Source organism: Halomonas sp. 3D7M, from assembly GCF_014897885.1.
GTDB lineage: Bacteria > Pseudomonadota > Gammaproteobacteria > Pseudomonadales > Halomonadaceae > Vreelandella.
In genome coordinates, this window is the sequence record NZ_JABUZF010000258.1 from 35,866 (window position 1) to 54,335 (window position 18,470).

At 53.8% G+C, this 18,470-nt stretch carries 15 protein-coding genes; 6 read left to right on the plus strand and 9 right to left on the minus strand.

All coding sequences use genetic code 11. From position 1 onward, the window contains the following. Positions 1-13: 13 nt before the first annotated feature. Positions 14-3,529, minus strand: a complete 3,516-nt coding sequence (locus INT22_RS16430) for an indolepyruvate ferredoxin oxidoreductase family protein (protein ID WP_193068590.1) — start codon at positions 3,527-3,529, stop codon at positions 14-16. A 177-nt stretch (positions 3,530-3,706) separates the two neighbouring features. Here INT22_RS16430 and INT22_RS16435 point away from each other — a divergent pair, with 177 nt between their 5' ends. The 3 genes from INT22_RS16435 (at position 3,707) to INT22_RS16445 (ending at position 6,148) form a co-directional block, all read left to right on the plus strand. After that, positions 3,707-4,189 carry an Lrp/AsnC family transcriptional regulator gene (locus INT22_RS16435; RefSeq protein WP_193068591.1) on the plus strand — a complete coding sequence of 161 codons (483 nt, stop codon included), beginning with the start codon at positions 3,707-3,709 and terminating at the stop codon, positions 4,187-4,189. Positions 4,190-4,420: 231 nt separating this feature from the next. Further along, positions 4,421-5,476, plus strand: coding sequence for a TRAP transporter substrate-binding protein (locus INT22_RS16440; protein ID WP_193068592.1), 1,056 nt, complete (start codon positions 4,421-4,423; stop codon positions 5,474-5,476). Positions 5,477-5,701: 225 nt separating this feature from the next. Beyond that, positions 5,702-6,148 carry a DUF6455 family protein gene (locus INT22_RS16445; RefSeq protein WP_193068593.1) on the plus strand — a complete coding sequence of 149 codons (447 nt, stop codon included), beginning with the start codon at positions 5,702-5,704 and terminating at the stop codon, positions 6,146-6,148. Between the two features lie 113 nt (positions 6,149-6,261). Here INT22_RS16445 and INT22_RS16450 read toward each other — a convergent pair whose 3' ends face one another. The 4 genes from INT22_RS16450 to INT22_RS16465 form a co-directional block, all read right to left on the minus strand. After that, a complete protein-coding gene (locus tag INT22_RS16450; protein WP_193068594.1) occupies positions 6,262-7,722 on the minus strand; it encodes a sodium-dependent transporter in 1,461 nt (486 codons plus the stop codon). 169 nt (positions 7,723-7,891) lie between these two features. Then, positions 7,892-8,137, minus strand: a complete 246-nt coding sequence (locus INT22_RS16455) for a hypothetical protein (protein WP_193085759.1) — start codon at positions 8,135-8,137, stop codon at positions 7,892-7,894. Further along, the gene (locus tag INT22_RS16460; protein WP_193068596.1) at positions 8,115-9,677 is read right to left on the minus strand and encodes a sigma-54-dependent transcriptional regulator; all 1,563 of its coding nucleotides are present in this window, start codon (positions 9,675-9,677) and stop codon (positions 8,115-8,117) included. Before INT22_RS16460 ends, INT22_RS16455 begins: the two co-directional genes overlap by 23 nt. Positions 9,678-9,749: 72 nt before the next feature. Then, entirely contained in the window at positions 9,750-10,226 is a 477-nt protein-coding gene (locus INT22_RS16465) for an Lrp/AsnC family transcriptional regulator (protein WP_193068597.1), read from the minus strand. Positions 10,227-10,355: 129 nt separating this feature from the next. Between INT22_RS16465 and hppD the strand changes: the two genes are divergently transcribed. Both hppD and INT22_RS16475 read left to right on the plus strand, forming a co-directional pair. Then, positions 10,356-11,462, plus strand: a complete 1,107-nt coding sequence (gene hppD, locus INT22_RS16470) for a 4-hydroxyphenylpyruvate dioxygenase (protein ID WP_193068598.1) — start codon at positions 10,356-10,358, stop codon at positions 11,460-11,462. Positions 11,463-11,502: 40 nt separating this feature from the next. Next, a complete protein-coding gene (locus tag INT22_RS16475) occupies positions 11,503-11,868 on the plus strand; it encodes a Rieske (2Fe-2S) protein (protein ID WP_193068599.1) in 366 nt (121 codons plus the stop codon). Positions 11,869-11,924: 56 nt separating this feature from the next. Here the strand turns inward: INT22_RS16475 and INT22_RS16480 are convergent, their stop codons facing one another. The 3 genes from INT22_RS16480 to INT22_RS16490 all read right to left on the minus strand — a co-directional run bounded on the left by INT22_RS16480 (position 11,925) and on the right by INT22_RS16490 (position 15,480). Then, entirely contained in the window at positions 11,925-13,331 is a 1,407-nt protein-coding gene (locus tag INT22_RS16480; RefSeq protein ID WP_120386155.1) for a Na+/H+ antiporter NhaC family protein, read from the minus strand. Positions 13,332-13,365: 34 nt separating this feature from the next. After that, a complete protein-coding gene (locus tag INT22_RS16485; RefSeq protein WP_193068600.1) occupies positions 13,366-14,676 on the minus strand; it encodes an NAD(P)/FAD-dependent oxidoreductase in 1,311 nt (436 codons plus the stop codon). A gap of 6 nt (positions 14,677-14,682) precedes the next feature. Further along, entirely contained in the window at positions 14,683-15,480 is a 798-nt protein-coding gene (locus INT22_RS16490) for an IclR family transcriptional regulator (RefSeq protein ID WP_226912830.1), read from the minus strand. Between the two features lie 249 nt (positions 15,481-15,729). Between INT22_RS16490 and INT22_RS16495 the strand changes: the two genes are divergently transcribed. Beyond that, positions 15,730-16,656, plus strand: a complete 927-nt coding sequence (locus INT22_RS16495) for a YihY/virulence factor BrkB family protein (RefSeq protein WP_193061089.1) — start codon at positions 15,730-15,732, stop codon at positions 16,654-16,656. Positions 16,657-16,747: 91 nt separating this feature from the next. Here INT22_RS16495 and INT22_RS16500 read toward each other — a convergent pair. Next, on the minus strand, positions 16,748-18,470 hold a 1,723-nt coding region (locus INT22_RS16500), incomplete at its 5' end, for a TRAP transporter fused permease subunit (protein WP_226912831.1).

Sequence of the window (18,470 nt, forward strand, 5' to 3'; positions counted from 1 at the left end):
ATATTGAGTTGCCTTAAGCGGCTTCGACAGCGATGGTCTTCGAGCGACCTTCACGTAGCTCCTTCAGCAACGTCTCACGCCGCTCGTTGGCTTTCTCAGCGGCAGCTTCGCGGACGGGTCCAAAACCACGAATTTCTTCTGGCAACTTAGCAAGCGTTAAGGCCGTGGCGTGATTCGTGCCATCAAGACGGGCCACTAACTCATCAATCAACTGCTCATAGTCAGCCAATAAAGCGCGGTCGAGTTTACGATCAGCGCTGAAGCGGAAAGGGTCAAGCGCGGTGTTGCGCAAACCGCGCAGCTTGGCCAACGTGCCCATTGCCTTCAGCACCCAAGGGCCGAAGCGGCGCTTCACCGGACGCCCTTGCGCATCTTTACGGCCACCCAGCAGTGGCGGTGCCAAATGGAAGGTTAGCTGGTAATCACCCGAGAACGTGGCTTTGACCTCATCCAGAAAATCGCTCTGGGTGTAAAGGCGCGCCACTTCATACTCATCTTTATACGCCATCAAGCGATAGAGCTGATGGGCGACGGCTTCACTCAACGATTGGCCACCGTTTAGCGCTGCTTCGGCCTCACGCACTTTCGTTACTTGAGTAACGTAACGCTCAGCCCAGGCACGGTTCTGATAGCGCTCCAGGTGGCGACTGTTACGCGCCACTACATCGTCCAGTGTGGCATTCGCGGATAGGGGAAGCGTGTCCAGATGCTGCTGAAGATAGTCGGGTTCCACCGCAGCCAAGCGACCCCAGGCAAATGCCTGACGGTTCTTCTCCACAGCGACGCCGTTAAGCTCCAGAGCACGCTGCAGCGCAGGTTCAGAAAGCGGCACCAGCCCCTGCTGCCAGGCAAACCCGAGCATCATCATATTGGAAAACACCGTATCGCCCAGCAGCTGTTCGGCTAGGCGATTGGCATCCAGGGAAGCAAAGCGTTCCTCGCCAACCGCTTCACACAGCATGTTAAGGCGCTTACTGGGCTGCATATCCGCATCGCGATAAAGGACATAATCCGCCGTGGCTAGCTCCGCCAGATTCGCCACGATACGCGTGGTCGGCTGCAGCACATTTAGCGCTTTCTGCGAACTCGCCACGACCATATCGCAAGCGATCATCGCATCGGCCTGGCCAGCTTCGATACGTACCTGATTCAGCTCACTGGGCTGTGATGCCAGACGCACATAGCTAAGGACTGCCCCGCCTTTTTGCGCAAACCCCATAAAGTCGAGCACGCTGCTGCCCTTACCTTCCAGGTGTGCGGCCATGGTAATCAGTTGCCCAACGGTCACCACGCCCGTGCCACCAACGCCTCCCACCAGCAAGTCATAAGGGGCCGTTAAAGTGGCAATCGCAGGGGTTGGCAAATGCGCTATGCGTTGCCAAAAGGCATTATCTGCGGTGACGCCCTGGCCTTTACGCAGCCCGCCACCTTCAACCGTAACAAAACTGGGGCAAAAGCCACTGACGCAGGACATATCCTTATTGCAGGACGACTGATCGATTTTGCGCTTGCGGCCTAGTTCGGTCTCGCGAGGCACCACCGATAAACAGTTGGACTGTACAGAACAATCACCACAACCTTCGCAAACATGATGGTTAATGAACACCCGGCGGGCGGGGTCTTCCATCAAACCACGCTTGCGCCGACGGCGCTTTTCAGCCGCGCATGCTTGGTCATAAATCAACACGGTGCAGCCAGGAATTTCGCGCAGTTCACGTTGCAGCGTATCCATCTCTTCACGCCCGTGGAAGGTTACCTGCTTAGGAAACTCCTTTTCATGCCCGCGGTATTTTTCGGGCTCATCACTGACCACCACTACCCGACGAACACCTTCATCCAGCGACTGCCGGGCGATCATCGGCACGTTAATTTGCCCATCCACGGGTTGACCGCCCGTCATGGCAACCGCATCGTTGAACAGGATTTTATAGGTAATATTGACGTTGGCAGCCACTGCCTGACGCACCGCCATCGAGCCCGAGTGAAACCAGGTGCCTTCGCCTAAGTTCTGGAAAATATGCCCATTGCCGGTAAAGCGGCTCTTGCCCACCCAGTTAACGCCTTCGCCGCCCATCTGAATTAACGATTCGGTGTTGCGGCCCATCCACGACGCCATAAAATGACAGCCGATGCCCGCTAAGGCTTTACTGCCCTCTGGCACATTAGTCGAGCTATTGTGTGGGCAACCGGAGCAGAAATACGGCATGCGGCGCACACCACCAAGCTCCTTAACACCGGCTTGGCAAGCATCAACGGTTGCCAGCTTGTCGCTAAAATCAATGTCGAAAAAGCGCGCTAAACGCTCGGCGACAAAGCCTGCTAAGAGGCGCGGGCCCAGCTCTCCAACAAAGGGAATCAGCGGTTTGCCAGTTTCATCCTGCTTGCCGGTCACGATGACCTCGCCAGGATGGTCGGGTTCGGACATGTACTCTTTAAGCTGACTTTCAATAATGCCGCGCTTCTCTTCAATGACCAGCACTTCGCGCTTGCCATGAATAAACTCAAGAATGCCGGGGCGATGGAGCGGCCACACCATCCCGACTTTGTATATTTCCACCCCCAATTCACGCAGCTTCGCCTCATCCAGCCCCAACAAACGCAGCGCCTCAAGTAAATCCAGGTGGCCCTTGCCTGTGGTAACCAGCCCAAACGTCGCCTGTTCTTGGCGAAATAAATACTGATCAATCGGGTTAGCGGTGGCAAACGCCTGAACGGCGGCCAGCTTGTGCTCAAGGCGAGTCTCAAGCTGCGGCCCCGGTAGGTCCGGCCAGCGATAGTGCAGCCCGCCTTCCGGCATTTCGAAATCCGGCGTGACATATTCCGGCAAGGGCGGCACGTCCACCGATGCGCCACTCTCTACTGTTTCGGAAACGGCTTTGAACCCCACCCAGCAACCCGAGAAGCGTGAAAGTGCATAGCCCCATAACCCAAAGCGTTCATATTCCGCCAATGACGCAGGGCTTACGACCGGCATAAACCAGGCCATAAAGGCGACATCCGACTGATGCGGCATCGACGATGACACACACCCATGGTCATCGCCCGCGACCACCAACACACCACCCGTTGGTGAGCTACCGTAGGCATTACCGTGCTTTAACGCATCGCCCGCACGGTCAACGCCTGGCCCTTTGCCGTACCACATGCCGAAGACACCTTCGACTTGCCGCTCAGGATCTGTCTCTACCTGTTGGCAACCAAGCATCATGGTAGCGGCCAGGTCTTCGTTGATCGCAGGGACAAAATCGATGTGATGCGCTTCCATAGCGGCTTTCGCCCGCCAAATTTCTTGGTCTACACCGCCTAAGGGCGAGCCACGATAACCACTGATAAGCCCTGCCGTTTGGCGGCCATTGTGGCGATCAAGCTCGGCTTGGCGTAAGGCGATGCGTACCAATGCCTGGGTGCCAGTAAGAAAAATACGGCCTTCGCCACGGCTATAGCGGACGGCCAGCTGATAATTATCGAGTGCGATCTCGAGAGGCTGGGTAATAGAACCCGCCTGCTCAGCAATTGAGGGGGTTGTCATGAGAGTTCACCAGTACGGTTGAAGAGTTATGGTTGTAATACCTCTGAGTCTAGCCAAGAGCGCACTAAAGGTGCTTGCTAATTAGCTCTCCAAACGTCTGGTTATTAATCATTACTTTCATTTTTTTAGCTTTGACGCAATGATATTCAACAAACCACAAATAAATGAAATGACACCATGAAAGAAGCAACCAAAGACATCACCTTAGACAGGCATGATCAGCGCATTCTTACCCTGCTTCAGCAACAGGGGCGTATTACCAACAATGAGCTCGCCGAACAGATCGGGCTCTCCCCCGCTGCCTGCTGGCGACGCGTAAAAGCCCTGGAGGAGAGTGGCGTTATCCGCCGCTTTGCAGCGTTGGTGGAACCCAGCCTAGTGGGCCAACCACTATCAGCACTGGTCATGGTGACGTTGGTTCGCCACCACATCGACAATACCGTCGAGTTCGAAAATCGCATTCTGCAATATCCAGAAGTGCTGCAGTGCTATGCCACCACCGGCAACGCCGATTTCGTACTGCGGGTGGTTATCGAAGACATGGCGGCTTATGACCGATTTCTGAATGAAAAACTCTTCACCTTGGACGGTATCTCACAGGTCAGCTCCAATTTCGTGCTGCGTAATATCAAAGAAGAGACCGCTATTCCGATTCGTTGAATCAGCCGATCGAGACCACCAAGACTTACTGCCCGTTAGAGCGAGCATCCAAAACTTCAAAAATTAAGACTTAAGTATCAACTCAATCAAGCTTAAATTAGTTGCTATTGAAACTATCTAAAGGCAAGGTAAGCAATGTGATTTACGCCACCTGAGAAGGCGCCACTTGCTCGGTGTTAGGCGTGACCAATAACAACACAGACGTTAATAACGTCGTTTTGGAGTTTCCACATGAAACAACCCGCTCGCTTACTCGTGGGTGCTATCGCGCTTTCCAGCATGGCGTTCAGCATGTCTTCATTTGCCCAGGCAACGATCACCGTTAGCACGTGGGGTGGGCCGAATCACGGGATTAATACCATTGTTTGGCCAACCTGGAAGGCGTGGATTGAAGAAGCCACGGATGACCGTGTCACGGTAGAAGTAGTGCATGACATGGGGCCTCCTCCTGCACAAATGGAGATCGTTGCTGATGGTATTGCAGACGCCAGCTGGATTTTTCACGCCCATATGGCGGGTCGTTTTCTAGCTACACAGTTACCTGAATTCCCCACCTTTGAGGAGTTCTCTTCAGAAGATGCTTCTGCTGCCTATTGGCATACCCACCAAGAGTATTTGCAGCAAGCCAATGAGCACCGTGGTGTTGATGTCGTCGCGATGGGCGTACACGGGCCAGGGCAAATATTTACCCGTGATCAAATAAGCTCAATTGATGAGCTTGCTGGCAAACGGCTGCGTGTGGGTGGCGGGGTGATGAGTGGTTTAGCCGAGGCAATGTCAGTGACCGGGGTTTCCATTCCTCCAACCGGCACCTACGAAGCGGCCTCTCAGGGTGTTGTCGACGGCGCGATGCTAACGCTTGAGAGCTTGCGCAGCTTCCGCGTGGCTGAAGTGGCTCCGCACACTCTTACCGTAGACGGCGGCTTCTATCGCGGCAGCTTTGCGATTGTTATGAACCCGATGTTCTGGGACCAAGTGTCGGACGAAGACCGCGCGGCGATTGAAAGCGTATCGGGTGAACGGCTGTCACGCTTGTTTGGCTACATGATGGATGTTTCCGACCAGCGCGGCGTTGAATTTGGTGAAGAAAATGGCGCAACCTTTACCCAAGCATCGGAACAAGACATTGATTACCTGAGGGGCGTTGCGAGCAACTTACAGGATGCCTGGAGTGAGTCGATAAAGAGTCGTGGTGTTGACGCGCCTGCCGCACTTGCCTTCTTTCATGAACAGTTAGTCAATGCGGCGACCGAAGAGCGTATCGAAGCGAGTGTTGTTAGTCACTGAGCCGCTAGATTAGGTGCTCTCGCCGCTGCCGTATAATAGGCGGTGAGAGCAGCACTCACATGCTGATGACGCCCTATAAGCAGCTACTTTTCTATCATCTTCCCCCACTTTCACCTCTACTCACCTTCTGTTTCACTTGAAACCAACTTGATCCGCGTCAAGATAGTTTATCTCTCGTCGGTTGATACTGATGTCATCATCAAGAACCGCCGAGGGAGATTGACCATGGATACTGCTCAGCACACCGATACCACCTCTTGGTGGGGACGCCTCACTGAGCGCTGCTATACAGCATCAACCGCGACGTTAGCCCGCAACATAAAGCAGCAAGCAGGGGCTAGCTATGATGCACTGATCAATGACCTGGAAAGACCGCTAGAACCACGCTTTGAGCAGGCAGTGGCAAGGCAGCTAGCAGCAGGCCACCCCGCTCATTTCAGCCCAGCCAAAACCTTAATGCCAGTTATGCTGCAGCGCTTTGGTCTTAAAGAGAATGAGCTTCGTAGAAATGTTCTGATAAATCATGCCGACTATCGTGCACTGTGTGACACCTGCAACGCTTGTGCAGCCGTTGGCGATTGTTGGAAAGCGATGCGGGCCAATGCCGAGCTTGATGAGTGCCGTCGCTTATGCCCTAACGCCAATGCCTTTGATGCCTTAGCGGCACAGTGAAGCGTGTTGATTAACATCCCAGCAACGTATCCCTCTATCGCAAAGCGCTCCCATCGACTATCGATGAGAGCGCTTTGATGACTCTTCTTAATGTCTTATTCGAATGAGTTGCTTCAGGAAGCCTGATGCCGCAGTCGTGGGCTAGCTAACTCTCCCACCACGGTAATAACCACCAGCAGGGCTAGCAACCACGGCCACTGAGTGCCTACTTGAAGGGTGGCAAGGCCAAGCGCATCGATGAAAATTAACACGATGCCTAACGGGCTGACGTAACGCACCATAAACAGCCACAGCGTGTGCTGGGTACGGGAGAGCCCTAGTTCTTCCCTGAATAGTTCAGTACGCAGCAGGAAGCCTGCCATCAGCGCCGTACCTAAACCGCCTAGCGGCATCATCCAGCGGGAGGTCAGGTAATCCAGCCAATCGAAGAAAGTACGGCCTGCCACCGTCCAATCCGCGCCCACATTGAACGACAGCATTGCCAAGGTGCTCACCAACCACAGCACGATGCCCACACCCCAGGATGCTTGCTTGCGCGTCAGCCCTTTGCTGGCAACGAGCCAAGCCACTGTCGCTTCGATCATTGAGATCGACGACGTAAGCGCGGCCATTGATAGCATCACGAAGAACAGCACACCAAACAAGGTACCAAACGGCATTGCTTGGAAGGCCAGCGGTAAGCTCATGAAAATCAACCCTGGCCCTTGGCCGGGATTCATTCCGTTAGCGAAAATAATCGGGAAAATAGCCAAGCCAGCCATCAGCGCGACAACGGTATCAGCAATGGCCACACTGAATGTCGTGCGTGCAATGGAGTGCCCTTCTGGCAGGTAAGAGCCGTAGGTAAGAATGGCACCAGACGCGAGCGACAAGGTAAAGAAGGCATGCCCCAGTGCTGCTAAGAGCCCTTCACTGCTTAACCCTTCGGCATTGAAAGAAAACAGAAAAGACCAAGCTTCGGCAAAGCCACCAGAAAAAGCACCGTAGCCGATCAGTATGCCCAGCATGATCACCATGCCTGGCATCATCCAACTGACACTCTTTTCAATACCTGCTTGTACGCCTTTGCCGACGATGAACATGGTCAGCACCGTCACTAGCGTGCTCCAGGCACCCAACGTGAAAGGATTGGCATTATTAGCGGCAAAAATTGCCGCCATATCATCAACACTATTACCGGCTAGCCCGCCGCTCAGCAGTTTCCATAGATAGGAAAATGACCAGCCAGCGACCACCACGTAGAACGACAGAATCATGAAACCACACAGCATGGCCATCCAGCCAAAGATCGACCAGAAACTGCCGCGCCCCGATTCATGCACCACTCGACGGATAGCATCAATCGGGCTGCCCCTGCCACGACGCCCGAAGCTGATTTCAGCCATCATGATAGGCACACCTACCGCCAATATGCAGGCCAAATAGACCAGCACAAAAGCGCCACCTCCGAACTCGCCAGTGATGTAAGGAAACTTCCAGATATTACCCAGGCCCACTGCCGAACCAGTGGCTGCTAGCACAAACCCCCAGCGGCCCAGCCACAGCGTTTTGGGGGGCGTATTTGTCGTTGTCATTGGGAAACCTTATAAATTTATATTGTTTTTTAGGCTATTTATTATGAGCAGCTAGAACAGCTACTTAAGAGCGATTAACTGCCTATAAAAGCCAACCAACTGCGGTCAATCAGTCATAAAGAGCAATCTATAAAGAGTCTATGGAGATAGCCATAGGGCAGGAATGGGCTTAAATCGCATTCGGCGAGGCGCCGCCCGTATAAGCGGCATGAAACTGTAAAGTAATCGTTACGCTCAGAAAAAAATGCCGAAGCGTGGTGTCCTGCTGTTGTATTTTTCTGACAAACTGTAAATAAATCGTGACAGTTAATTCACCTGCTATACGAACTTTTTTAAGATTTTGCTTAAGTAGTGTCTTGAATGCGGCTTCAAGTGCTGTCTCAAGTACGCTTTCAAGTGCCGTCTTGAGCACCAATACCGTAACGTTTGAGTTTATTGGCAATGGTTGTGTGGGAAACACCCAACCGCTTGCCTAACTGACGGCTGGAGGGATATTGCTGATACAGCGTACTTAAGATATTTCTTTCCACCTCGCCTAGCATGTCGCTCAAGCGTCCCTCTAACGGAATACCCGCTAGCTCAGAAGACGCTTCGCTGTGAGGAAGACGCAAATGCACCGGCTGAATGGCTTTCTCTTCACATAGCGACACCGCCTGGAACAACACATTTTCCAGCTGACGCACGTTGCCCGGCCAGTCGTAGCGGGTGATTTTTTCCAACGCAGCAGGTGAAAGTTCAGGCAAAGGGCAACCTATCTGGCGCGCCGCACGATCAAGCACATAGCTCGCCAACTCCTCGATGCCGTCCAAACATTCACGTAAGGGAGGGACCTGTAGCAACAGCACATTAAGCCGGTGATAAAGATCCAGCCGAAACAGCCCTTCACTACACAGCTGCGGCAGGTTCTGTTGAGTGGCACAGATCACCCGGACATCCAGGAAGGTTTCCTCGTCGCTACCCACACGCCGGAAGCCGCCATCCTGAAGAAAACGCAACAGTTTTGTCTGCAGCCGTGGGCTCATTTCACCGACTTCATCGAGAAACACGGTGCCGCCTTCGTTAAGCTCCAGAAGGCCAAGCTTTCCTTCTGGCCGGGCGCCTTCAAAAGCCCCCGGCGCGTAACCGAAAAGCTCTGTCTCGGCCATTGATTCTGGCAGCCCGGCACAATTGAGCACCACAAACGGCGCTTGCCCGCGATGGCTTGCCAAATGGCAGGCTCTGGCGACCAGTTCTTTCCCAGTCCCCGTTTCCCCTACAATCAGCAACGGGGCATCCAGTGGCGCCATGCGCCGCGCTTCATTGATCACGGCTGCCAATCGCGAACTCGACTGAAAGATAGCCTCAAAGCCACGCAGTTCCTGGCGCTGCACCTGATAAATCCGTGCCCCGAGGCGGTCGGCACGGTGCAATGTCACCACCGCCCCGGCTAATGAATCCACCTTGGTGTCTTCGGTGTGCAGTGGCGCAATATCGGCGAGATAGGTATCGCCTTTCAGCTTGATCCGCAGCCCATTGATACGTGAGTTGTTGCGGCGAATCACCTCGGGAAGGTCGACTTCGTCAAGGTAGCGATCCAGCGATAGCCCTGGTACTTCTTGAACGCGCACCCCCAATACCTGAACGGCGATACGGTTGGCCGCTACAATGCGACCCTGCATATCTATCGACATAACGGGGTCAGACAGCGAAGACAGCAATGCGTCCAACTCCAAATGACGACGCTCGCTGGGCATCAAGCTCGCGCGTTTGACGCCAAAAACACCTGGGATAGCTTCCAGTGCCGGTTTAAGCGTGCTCAATTGAGCATTAAGCAACTTCGGGACATGCAAATAGATGGTATTGCCCTGCTCGCCCCCAACTTCGCCCCGCGCGACATTTATGCGGTAGTCAGCAAACTGGGCCACTATATCGCGAAGAATACCGATACGATTCTGACAGTTAAATTTAAGACGCATAGAGCCCTCACGGCACAAAACTAACGTAGCTACTTAGGCTTTGTCTGAAAAGTCAGTAATTTCAGACATCGCTTAGCCACCACTCACCGGCAGCCCCTGCTCCTCTTTCATACTCCGCAGTATGATTTCAGAGCGAACCTGGGTGACATTAGGATGAGGTAATAAATGGTGATGAATAAAGTCTGAAAACTCAGTGAGGTCCTTGGCGATAACGTGCAGTACATAGTCCGCATCCCCCGACACAGAATAGGCCTCACGCACCATGGCGTGCTTCGTCAGTAACGTTACAAAATCATCATCCATGCTCTCACCATGCGCTTTGAGATTAACGCGGGTGATCGCACGCAAGCCAAACCCCAGGCTGGAGGCATCAAGCCTCGCCGAATACCCCTTAATCACCCCTTCGGCTTCTAGCCGCGCTTTACGCCGGGAGCACTGAGAGGGAGACAAGCTGACGCGCTCTCCCAGCTCTGAATTGGTGAGGGCTGAGTTCTTCTGCAATACTGATAAAATTGCAAGATCATATCGATCCAAAGAAATCCCGTGCATAGAACACTCCAGTTGCGCACAAGCTGTGCGCTATTTGGCGATATCTTAGGTTAGTTTGCAACCTAATTGCACCGCCTCTTCCCTATACTGAGCTTGTTCACTTACAAGACAATAATAGGAGAGACAGCGATGGGACCTTTTCCTCATGACGCGCCAAAAGTAACCATAAGCGATGCAAACCCAGCGGGCACCGATGGTTTTGAATTTGTTGAATTTGCCCATCCTGAGCCGGAAAAGTTAGACAGCCTGTTTCGGCAAATGGGCTTCGTCCCCGTTGCCAAGCACCGTGATAAGTCAATCACCGTTTATCGTCAGGGTGATATTAACTATCTGCTTAACAGCGAGCCTAACTCGCATGCATCAGCGTTTATTGAGGCGCACGGCCCCTGTGCACCGGCCATGGCTTGGCGCGTTGTTGATGCTCAGCACGCCCTAAAACGTGCCGTTGAGTTAGGGGCTGAAGAGTTCACTGGCAATAAGTCCATCGATGCGCCTGCAGTTGTTGGTATTGGCGGCTCGCTGCTTTACTTTATTGATACGTATGGCGAAAAAGGCAGCTGTTATTCAAATGAGTTTGAATGGTTAGATGAGGTAAACCCTAAGCCTAAAGGGTTTGGCTTTTACTATCTTGACCACCTCACTCATAACGTTATTCGCGGCAATATGGACACGTGGTATAAGTTTTATCACGACACCTTTAACTTCCGTGAAATACGCTACTTCGATATCACCGGTAAAGTCACCGGTCTTACTAGCCGCGCATTAACCTCTCCCGATGGCAAAATTCGTATCCCGATTAACGAGAGTGCCGACGATCACAGCCAAATTGAAGAGTACTTGCGCGAGTATAATGGCGAAGGTATTCAGCACATTGCCATTGCAACGAACGATATCTATACCGGCACTGACTTAATTGCTGATGCGGGGCTTGAGTTTATGCCTGGCCCACCGAACATCTATTATGAAAAATCGCTTGAGCGCGTAAAAGATCACCAAGAGCCCCTCGATAAACTCCGTAACCGTGGCATTTTGATTGATGGTGAAGGCGTTGTAGGCGGTGGCGAAACCAGAATTTTGCTACAGATTTTCTCAAAAACGGTGATTGGTCCGATCTTCTTCGAGTTTATCCAGCGTAAGGGCGATGATGGTTTTGGAGAGGGCAATTTTAAAGCACTGTTCGAATCCATCGAAGAAGATCAAATTAACCGCGGCGTATTGCAAAGCACTGCTGACTAGTACTTATGACTAGTGCTGCTAAATGGTAAAAGGAAACACTGTGTACGACGCGTGGCGTAACTATGCAAATGCCCCCCAAGAGGGGGCGATTGTTTGCCCTTCTAAACTTATAGAAGAAGGCAATGCACACTGCATGGAAGTTATTAGTAACGATGGTTCTTTCCCCGTCATTGTAACGCGCATAGAGGGTGCAATTTATTGCTACGTCAATGCCTGCCCCCACCAATACTTACCTTTAAATTACCGGTCGGACAGTGTTATTTCGTCAGATAGAAGCCGTTTGCTATGCAGTGCCCATGGCGCAGCGTTTGATATTAAAACAGGCAACTGCTTAGCAGGTGCTTTTGATAACCTTGACGCAATACCGGTGTTTGAAGACCCGCAAGGCAATGTTTGCATTGGCTGATGCTAGATTAAGCCCTGCGATAATGGCCTCAGGCGGCCTATCGCAGGGCTTATCGCTTACAGCGTGAGGCCGAGCAACAGGTAAGCAGCCAAGGAGAGTATGGCAACGGCAAGCGCAAAGGGAATTTGCGTCTTGATATGGTCGATATGGTCAGAAGCAGCCCCTGTGGATGCAAGCACAGAGGTATCCGACAACGGCGAGCAGTGATCCCCGAACACACCGCCACCCGCTACGGCTGCCACCGTGGCATATACCAGCGGTGTCAGCATATCGCTGCTGAAGTTGAATGCGAGCGGCACAGCCAGCGGCATCATGATAGCGAAGGTGCCCCAAGAGGTACCGGTTGAAAAGGCGATAACGGCAGCGATAAGGAATGTCATCGCTGGCAGTAATGCCGGTGTCAGCCAGCCACCGGTGGCTTCAACGATATAGCTGGCCGTGCCCATGTCTTTGGAAAGCTGATTCAACGAGTAGGCTAACGCCAGAATAATAATGGCTGGCATTACTCCCTTCATCCCGGCCATCGAGGTTTTCATAATGTCGTTGAAGGGAATGCCCTGAAGGCGCATAACGATACCGAGAAACACAGAAGCCGCCAGAAACGCTTCCATGGTCTTGGCCGAGTCCATCACGATAAAGGTGCCGACAGCAACGCCGATCACCACCAGTACCGGGGCGAAAAAATTCCAGAATAGGTTGGTACGCGCGCCGTCATAGGGCGGAATTTCGGTCAGCTCCTCGCCCACCAGTGGTTCTGCCCCATCACGCAGCACTTTGCCCTCTTCCTGAGCGCGACGCTCGGCTTCGCGCATCGGTCCAAACAGTGGAATAACACCGACAATGACCAGCCCCACGACCAGCACCGAGAGCCATGCATAGAGGTTAAAGGGAACCGCATGTAGAAACACGCCCATCGCCTGTGCAGCATTTTCGATGGGCCCCATGCCAATCAGTAAGCCAGAAATAAACACTGCCCAGCCAGTGATCGGAACCATCACACTCACCGGGGCGGAAGTGGAGTCCGCGATATACGCCAGCTTTTCCCGCGATACCCGATAGCGATCCGTCAGGCCGCGCATGGTGCTACCGACAAACAAGGGGCTGAAATAGTCGCTGAAGAAAACGAACATGCCCATCACCCAGGCAATCAACTGAACCCGCACTCGCGATAAAGCACGGCGTTCCACCCAGGCGGTAAAGTTCTGAATCGCCCCTGTGCGTTGGAAGAACGCGATCACTGTGCCAATGAAAAGCTCCAACAGCAGTATCCAGGAGAAACTGGTGGTGCCCAGGGTTTCCTTTAACAGCGTGGGAAAGCCCATCAAGCCATTGCCCAGGGTAATCACCCCAACGAAACAGGCGACTGCCAGCGAGAAAACGGTGTTGCGGGTAATAAATGCCAGCACAATGGCTAATGCCGCCGGCATGATGGACAGCAGCCCAATATGATCTTGAGGATCCATTGTCATCTCTCTTTTTTATAATGGTGAGTGGGGATCAAGTTTCTTGTTTTGCCTTACGGCGCTCCATTTCACTGGTCAGGTAGAAACCCAACCGACGCACGGGATCGGGCGGCATCCAACTCGCCTTGCCGAATAACGACGCAATATTTTCGACCGGCTGACCCATGGCATGGCGCGCCAGGGCATCGCCAAGGAAGGTACCCTTGACGATACCGCCGCCATTGCACCCCGCTGATACATACAAACCGGGCTGGATCTCCCCCCACAGTGGCGCACCGTTATAGGTCAGCCCGGTGGTCCCTCCCCAGACCTTATCGAAGCGCACTGGGGTGAGTTCGGGATAGCGCGCCTCAAGGCTCGCTTTCAGTTCAGCCTCAATACGGGCGTTATCGGCTTCGCGTTCATAGCTGTAACGCGAACGAATCATCAAGCGCCCATCGGCGGTGGTGCGCAGCGTACAACCCAAGCGATGTGCGGGTAGCAGTCCCCAGGTCGTCGCAGCAATGCGTTGTCGTTCAAGCCCAGGCAAAGGCTCGGTAATAGCGGCATAGGTATAAATAGCGGTTAGCCGCGAAGGGTCTGCGCCCAAGGCCCTAGAAAACGCGTTATTGGCCAGGATTACCTGTCCAGCCGTTACTTCACCCTCGGGTGTAGTGACACGCCACTTTTTGCCATCAGGCTTGATTTGAGTCGCGGGAGAGTGCTCATGCAGTTCGATTCCGGTTTCCAATGAATCCGCTAAACCAACAATCAATGCTGCAGGCTGAACGAGATAACAGTCCGGTGAATAAATACCCTGTGTGTAGTAGCGCGTGCCAATTCGCTCAGCCAGTTGGCTAGCGCTCAAGGTCTGGTAAGAAAGGCCTGCAGCGTTAAGAAAAGCTTCATACTGGGCCAAGGCGCGCTGGCCTATCGCACTGCGGGCAGCTCGATAAGTGCCGCTACGTTCGAGTTGGCAGTCAATTCCCAGCCGTTCGACCCGCTCNCCCAGCCGTTCGACCCGCTCGCGCAGTAGCGCCATGGTTTGTCGGCTTAATGCGTTCAGTGTCTCCATGCGCTCAAGTTCTTCGGGGCGAGCATCATTGGCTAAAGCGATTTCCAGCATGAAACCAGAGTTACGCCCAGGGCTACCTTCACCCACTTGGTCGGCTTCAAGAATTTTGATGCGGTCTTCAGGCCGCGCCTGCTGCCAGGCCGTAGCTGCCGCGAAGCCGGTGTAACCGGCCCCGATGATGACGACATCCGCCTCAGTTTGGCCACGCAAGGCGGGGGTCGGCTGGCGCTCTGGAAGCCAGGCGTTCCAGCCGCACAGGCGCTGATGGGATGGATGCGTGGGTTGTGACATGACGATTTAATCCAGATACAGCAGGCCGTGGGCCTGATTAACCATAGCGGCGACTTCCTCTTGCATGCCTTGGAGTACCTCCAACTTATGGGCCGTCGTCATGCGAGATTTGAGCATTGAGCAACTCATGGCTCCCAAGGGGTGGCCACTATGGTCGAGGATGGGAATGGCTAAGCCGCAGTATTCCGGGAGTAGAGAACCTTCAACGCCACGGGCGTAGCCATGTGTTAGTAGATGGTTAATTTCGGCTTCGACATCGGCGGTGGCAATCGCGTAATCATCCCGCAATCGTGTCGCGTTGTGGTCGAGAATCTCGCCTCGCTCATCCGCACCGAGATACGCGAGCAAGGCAATCGACGCTTGGCCGACACCCAGCGGCAAGCGCCCTCCCGTCGCCCTAACGAAACTGCCCACCGGATAAGCACCGTTCTGTACTTCCAGGCAAACCGCGTAGATACCATCGCGGGCGAACAGATAGAAACTGTCTCCCCAGCGTTGTGCCAACGCCAGCAGCCTCGGTCGAGCCAAATCTCGCAATCCAGCGCCATTGCCCGCCTGAGCACCAAGCACTAGCAACTCATAGCCCAGCAGGTAACGCCCACGAATGGGGGAAGAGCGTAAAAACCCTTGCTGCTTGAGACCTTTTAACAACCGATAGAGCGTAGGACGGCTGAAACTCAGCTCATTCAGATAATCGTCGACACTCGCACCGCGGTGGCCACCACGTGCGGTAATTTGCAGTATCTGCATGGCGTGAACGAGCGTGCTGGGGCCTGATGAGGTGATGTTTTCATTTACCGGCATTATGTTTATCGTTATTTGTCTAGGTGAGCTAGAACATAGCAAGACAAATTCGCGAGTTCATCTCACTAAATGAGACACAACCATTTTCACGCGATAAATCAGATGTCGGGCAATTGACTCTGTCGAACAACGCCGATCATTGCCTATCATTTTGCCGGTCTGTGCGTCAGTCTATCCACTGGCGCTTGTTGTCACTGAACAATCACACCGCCAAGGCATAGCATTGGCGCACAAGGAGAATGGCAAACGATGGGGCGCAACCAAACGGCACTCAATGCCTTACTTCTGCTGCTGCCACGGCTGGCTCATTTTGCCTGGCGTGTCGTGTGTCATTTCCTGAAAAATCGCGGCATCCTGCTTGCCGGTGGGGTGGGTTACAACATTTTGCTCTCCATCGTGCCGCTATTTGCAGTATTGGTTGTGCTGTTAACAAAAGTGGTGGATCAACAGCATTTACTCAGCGTTCTTGCTGTACAAGCGCGCCACCTAGCACCGGCCCATGCCGAAGTGTTGATGGATGCTGTCCGCAGCCTGCTGGAGTCTCGCGACGTCATCGGCATTCTTAGCTTACCCATTCTACTGCTCTTCAGCTCCTTCGCCTTTCGCATGCTCGAAGATGCCTTGGCGATTATCTTCCATGCGCCAGAAAGCCCCCATATCAAGCGCAGTGTGTGGGTATCGGTGATGCTGCCGTACGCTTTCATGTTAGTGCTAGGGGCGGGGCTGCTGGCCTTAACGCTGGTAGTCACCCTGGCCAGCTCGCTCAATACGCTGATGATGGCGCTCTTTGAGCGGCAACTGCCGTTTGCAGGGTTTTCCGAACCAGTCCTTAACTTATTCAGTTTTGCTGGGGTTTTCTTATTGTTTAGCGCTATCTATAAGGTGCTACCGGTGGTGCGTATCGCGTTGCGCCGAGCGATCATCGGCGGCTTTATCGCGGCGCTGCTGTGGGAAGGCGTGCGGCTGCTACTGGTTTACTATTTCACTCACCTCTCGTTCGTCAACGCCGTTTACGGATCCCTAGCAACGCTGATCATTGTGCTGATCAGCCTGGAAGTCGGTGCCATCATTTTATTGCTGGGCGCACAAGTCATTGCTGAGCTAGAGCGCAATACACGCCTCGGCCTGCCTTGGCATATTGACCCAGACCGACAACCCATCACCCACCTTGATTAAGACATTACATTGAAATGCCGCCATCTTTTGATGGCGGCATTTATTTGAGCGCTATTTATAAGAGGGCGGCCCCCTTTATACTCGCCTAGTATCAGGCCATTGTATGCGCCACATGGCGGTCACGTCTGGCGCTCCACACCAGCGTCATCAGAAACAGTGCCAAGCCCAAGAAATCCAGCAGTAAGTTTCCATGGGGCCACAGCATTAAAGCACCAATGGGGAACATGGCTAGGCGCAGCCACCAGGGCAACTCGCTTTCCAGATAGCCTTCCAGCCCTGCGATAATGGCGTAAATACCGAACAACGCGAAGGCGAACACCACCAGCATTTCGGTCGGCGTCCCGGTGATCATTGGCGACCACACAAACAGCAAGGGAATGATGTAGAGGCCCTTGGCAATTTTCCAGGCGGTAAAACCAGTACGCATAGGCGGCGTTTTGGCGATAGCCGCCGCAGCGAAGGCGGTAAGGCATACTGGCGGAGTCACATTGGAGTCCTGAGATAGCCAGAAAATCACCATGTGCGCCGCCACCAGCATCATCGATATCGTGTGCGACGAAAGCGCCTGCTCGTAGAGTTGTGAACGGAAATCGTCCGGCACCACGGCCAGTAGTTGTTGGGCACTGGCAGCGTCCATCGGGGCATTCAGCGCTTCCAAGGCATCTGGCGCGGCAAGCATAAAGATCGCCCGTGCCTGCTCGGGCAAATCACCGGCCATAATCAGCTCTAACAGCTGGCTTTCCGCCATCAAACCATACAACGCAGGTGCCGATAGCGTGCCCAATACGATGTAAGCGGCCGTCACCGGCAACCCCATTCCCAGTATAAGAGAGGCCAGCGCGATCAACACAATGGTGATTAACAGGCTGCCGCCCGCCCAGTCTGAGATCATCAACGAAAAGATGTTACCAATGCCGGTCGTCGACACCACATTGACGATCAAACCAACCGTCAGCAGTAGAATGGCGGTGGAAACCATATTGCGGGTGCCCAGCACCAGGGCGTCGATGATTGCCTGAAGCTTCATGGGTGAACGTGATAGCCAGGAAGCAACGACCACCGATACGATAGCGATACCGGCAGCGTAGGTGGGGGTGAAGCCATTGACAAGGGCGACTACCAGTATCACAAGTGGCAGCAGGTAGTGCCAACCGCCCTTCAGTACGTCAATCAGCCTAGGAGCCTGTTCCATCTCTACCTTCTGGGCACCGCTACGCTTGGCTTCAATGCGCACGAACATGGCCACCGAGAGGAAGTACAGCAGAGCAGGAAGCGCAGCGACACCAATGATGGTGAGATACGAGACCTGGGTGTAAGAGGCCATGATAAAGGCACCCGCTCCCATGACGGGGGGCATAAGCTGGCCCCCAGTTGAAGCTGCGGCTTCAACGCCAGCCGCAAAACGCGGTGGAAAACCGGCCTTACGCATTAGGGGAATAGTGATCACACCGGTGGAGACTGTATTGGCCACGCTGGAGCCAGAGACCGACCCCATAAGCCCTGAAGCGAATACCGCTACAAACCCCGGGCCACCAACAAAGCGACCCGCGGCACAACGTGCCAGCTCGATGATGAACTCTCCAGCACCCGAACGTACCAGGAAGGCGCCAAAGAGAATGAACATGAAAACGTAAGACCAGGAAATCCGGGCAATCGAGCCCAGCATGCCGTCACCGCCGAGGAAGCTGCGAAACAGCACGGTTTCCCAGTTCAGCCCGGGGAAATTGAACACCCCGCCGACATAGCGCCCCCACCAGGCAACGTACGTCAGCGCAATGATACATAGCAGCGGGATAAACCAGCCGGTAGTCCGG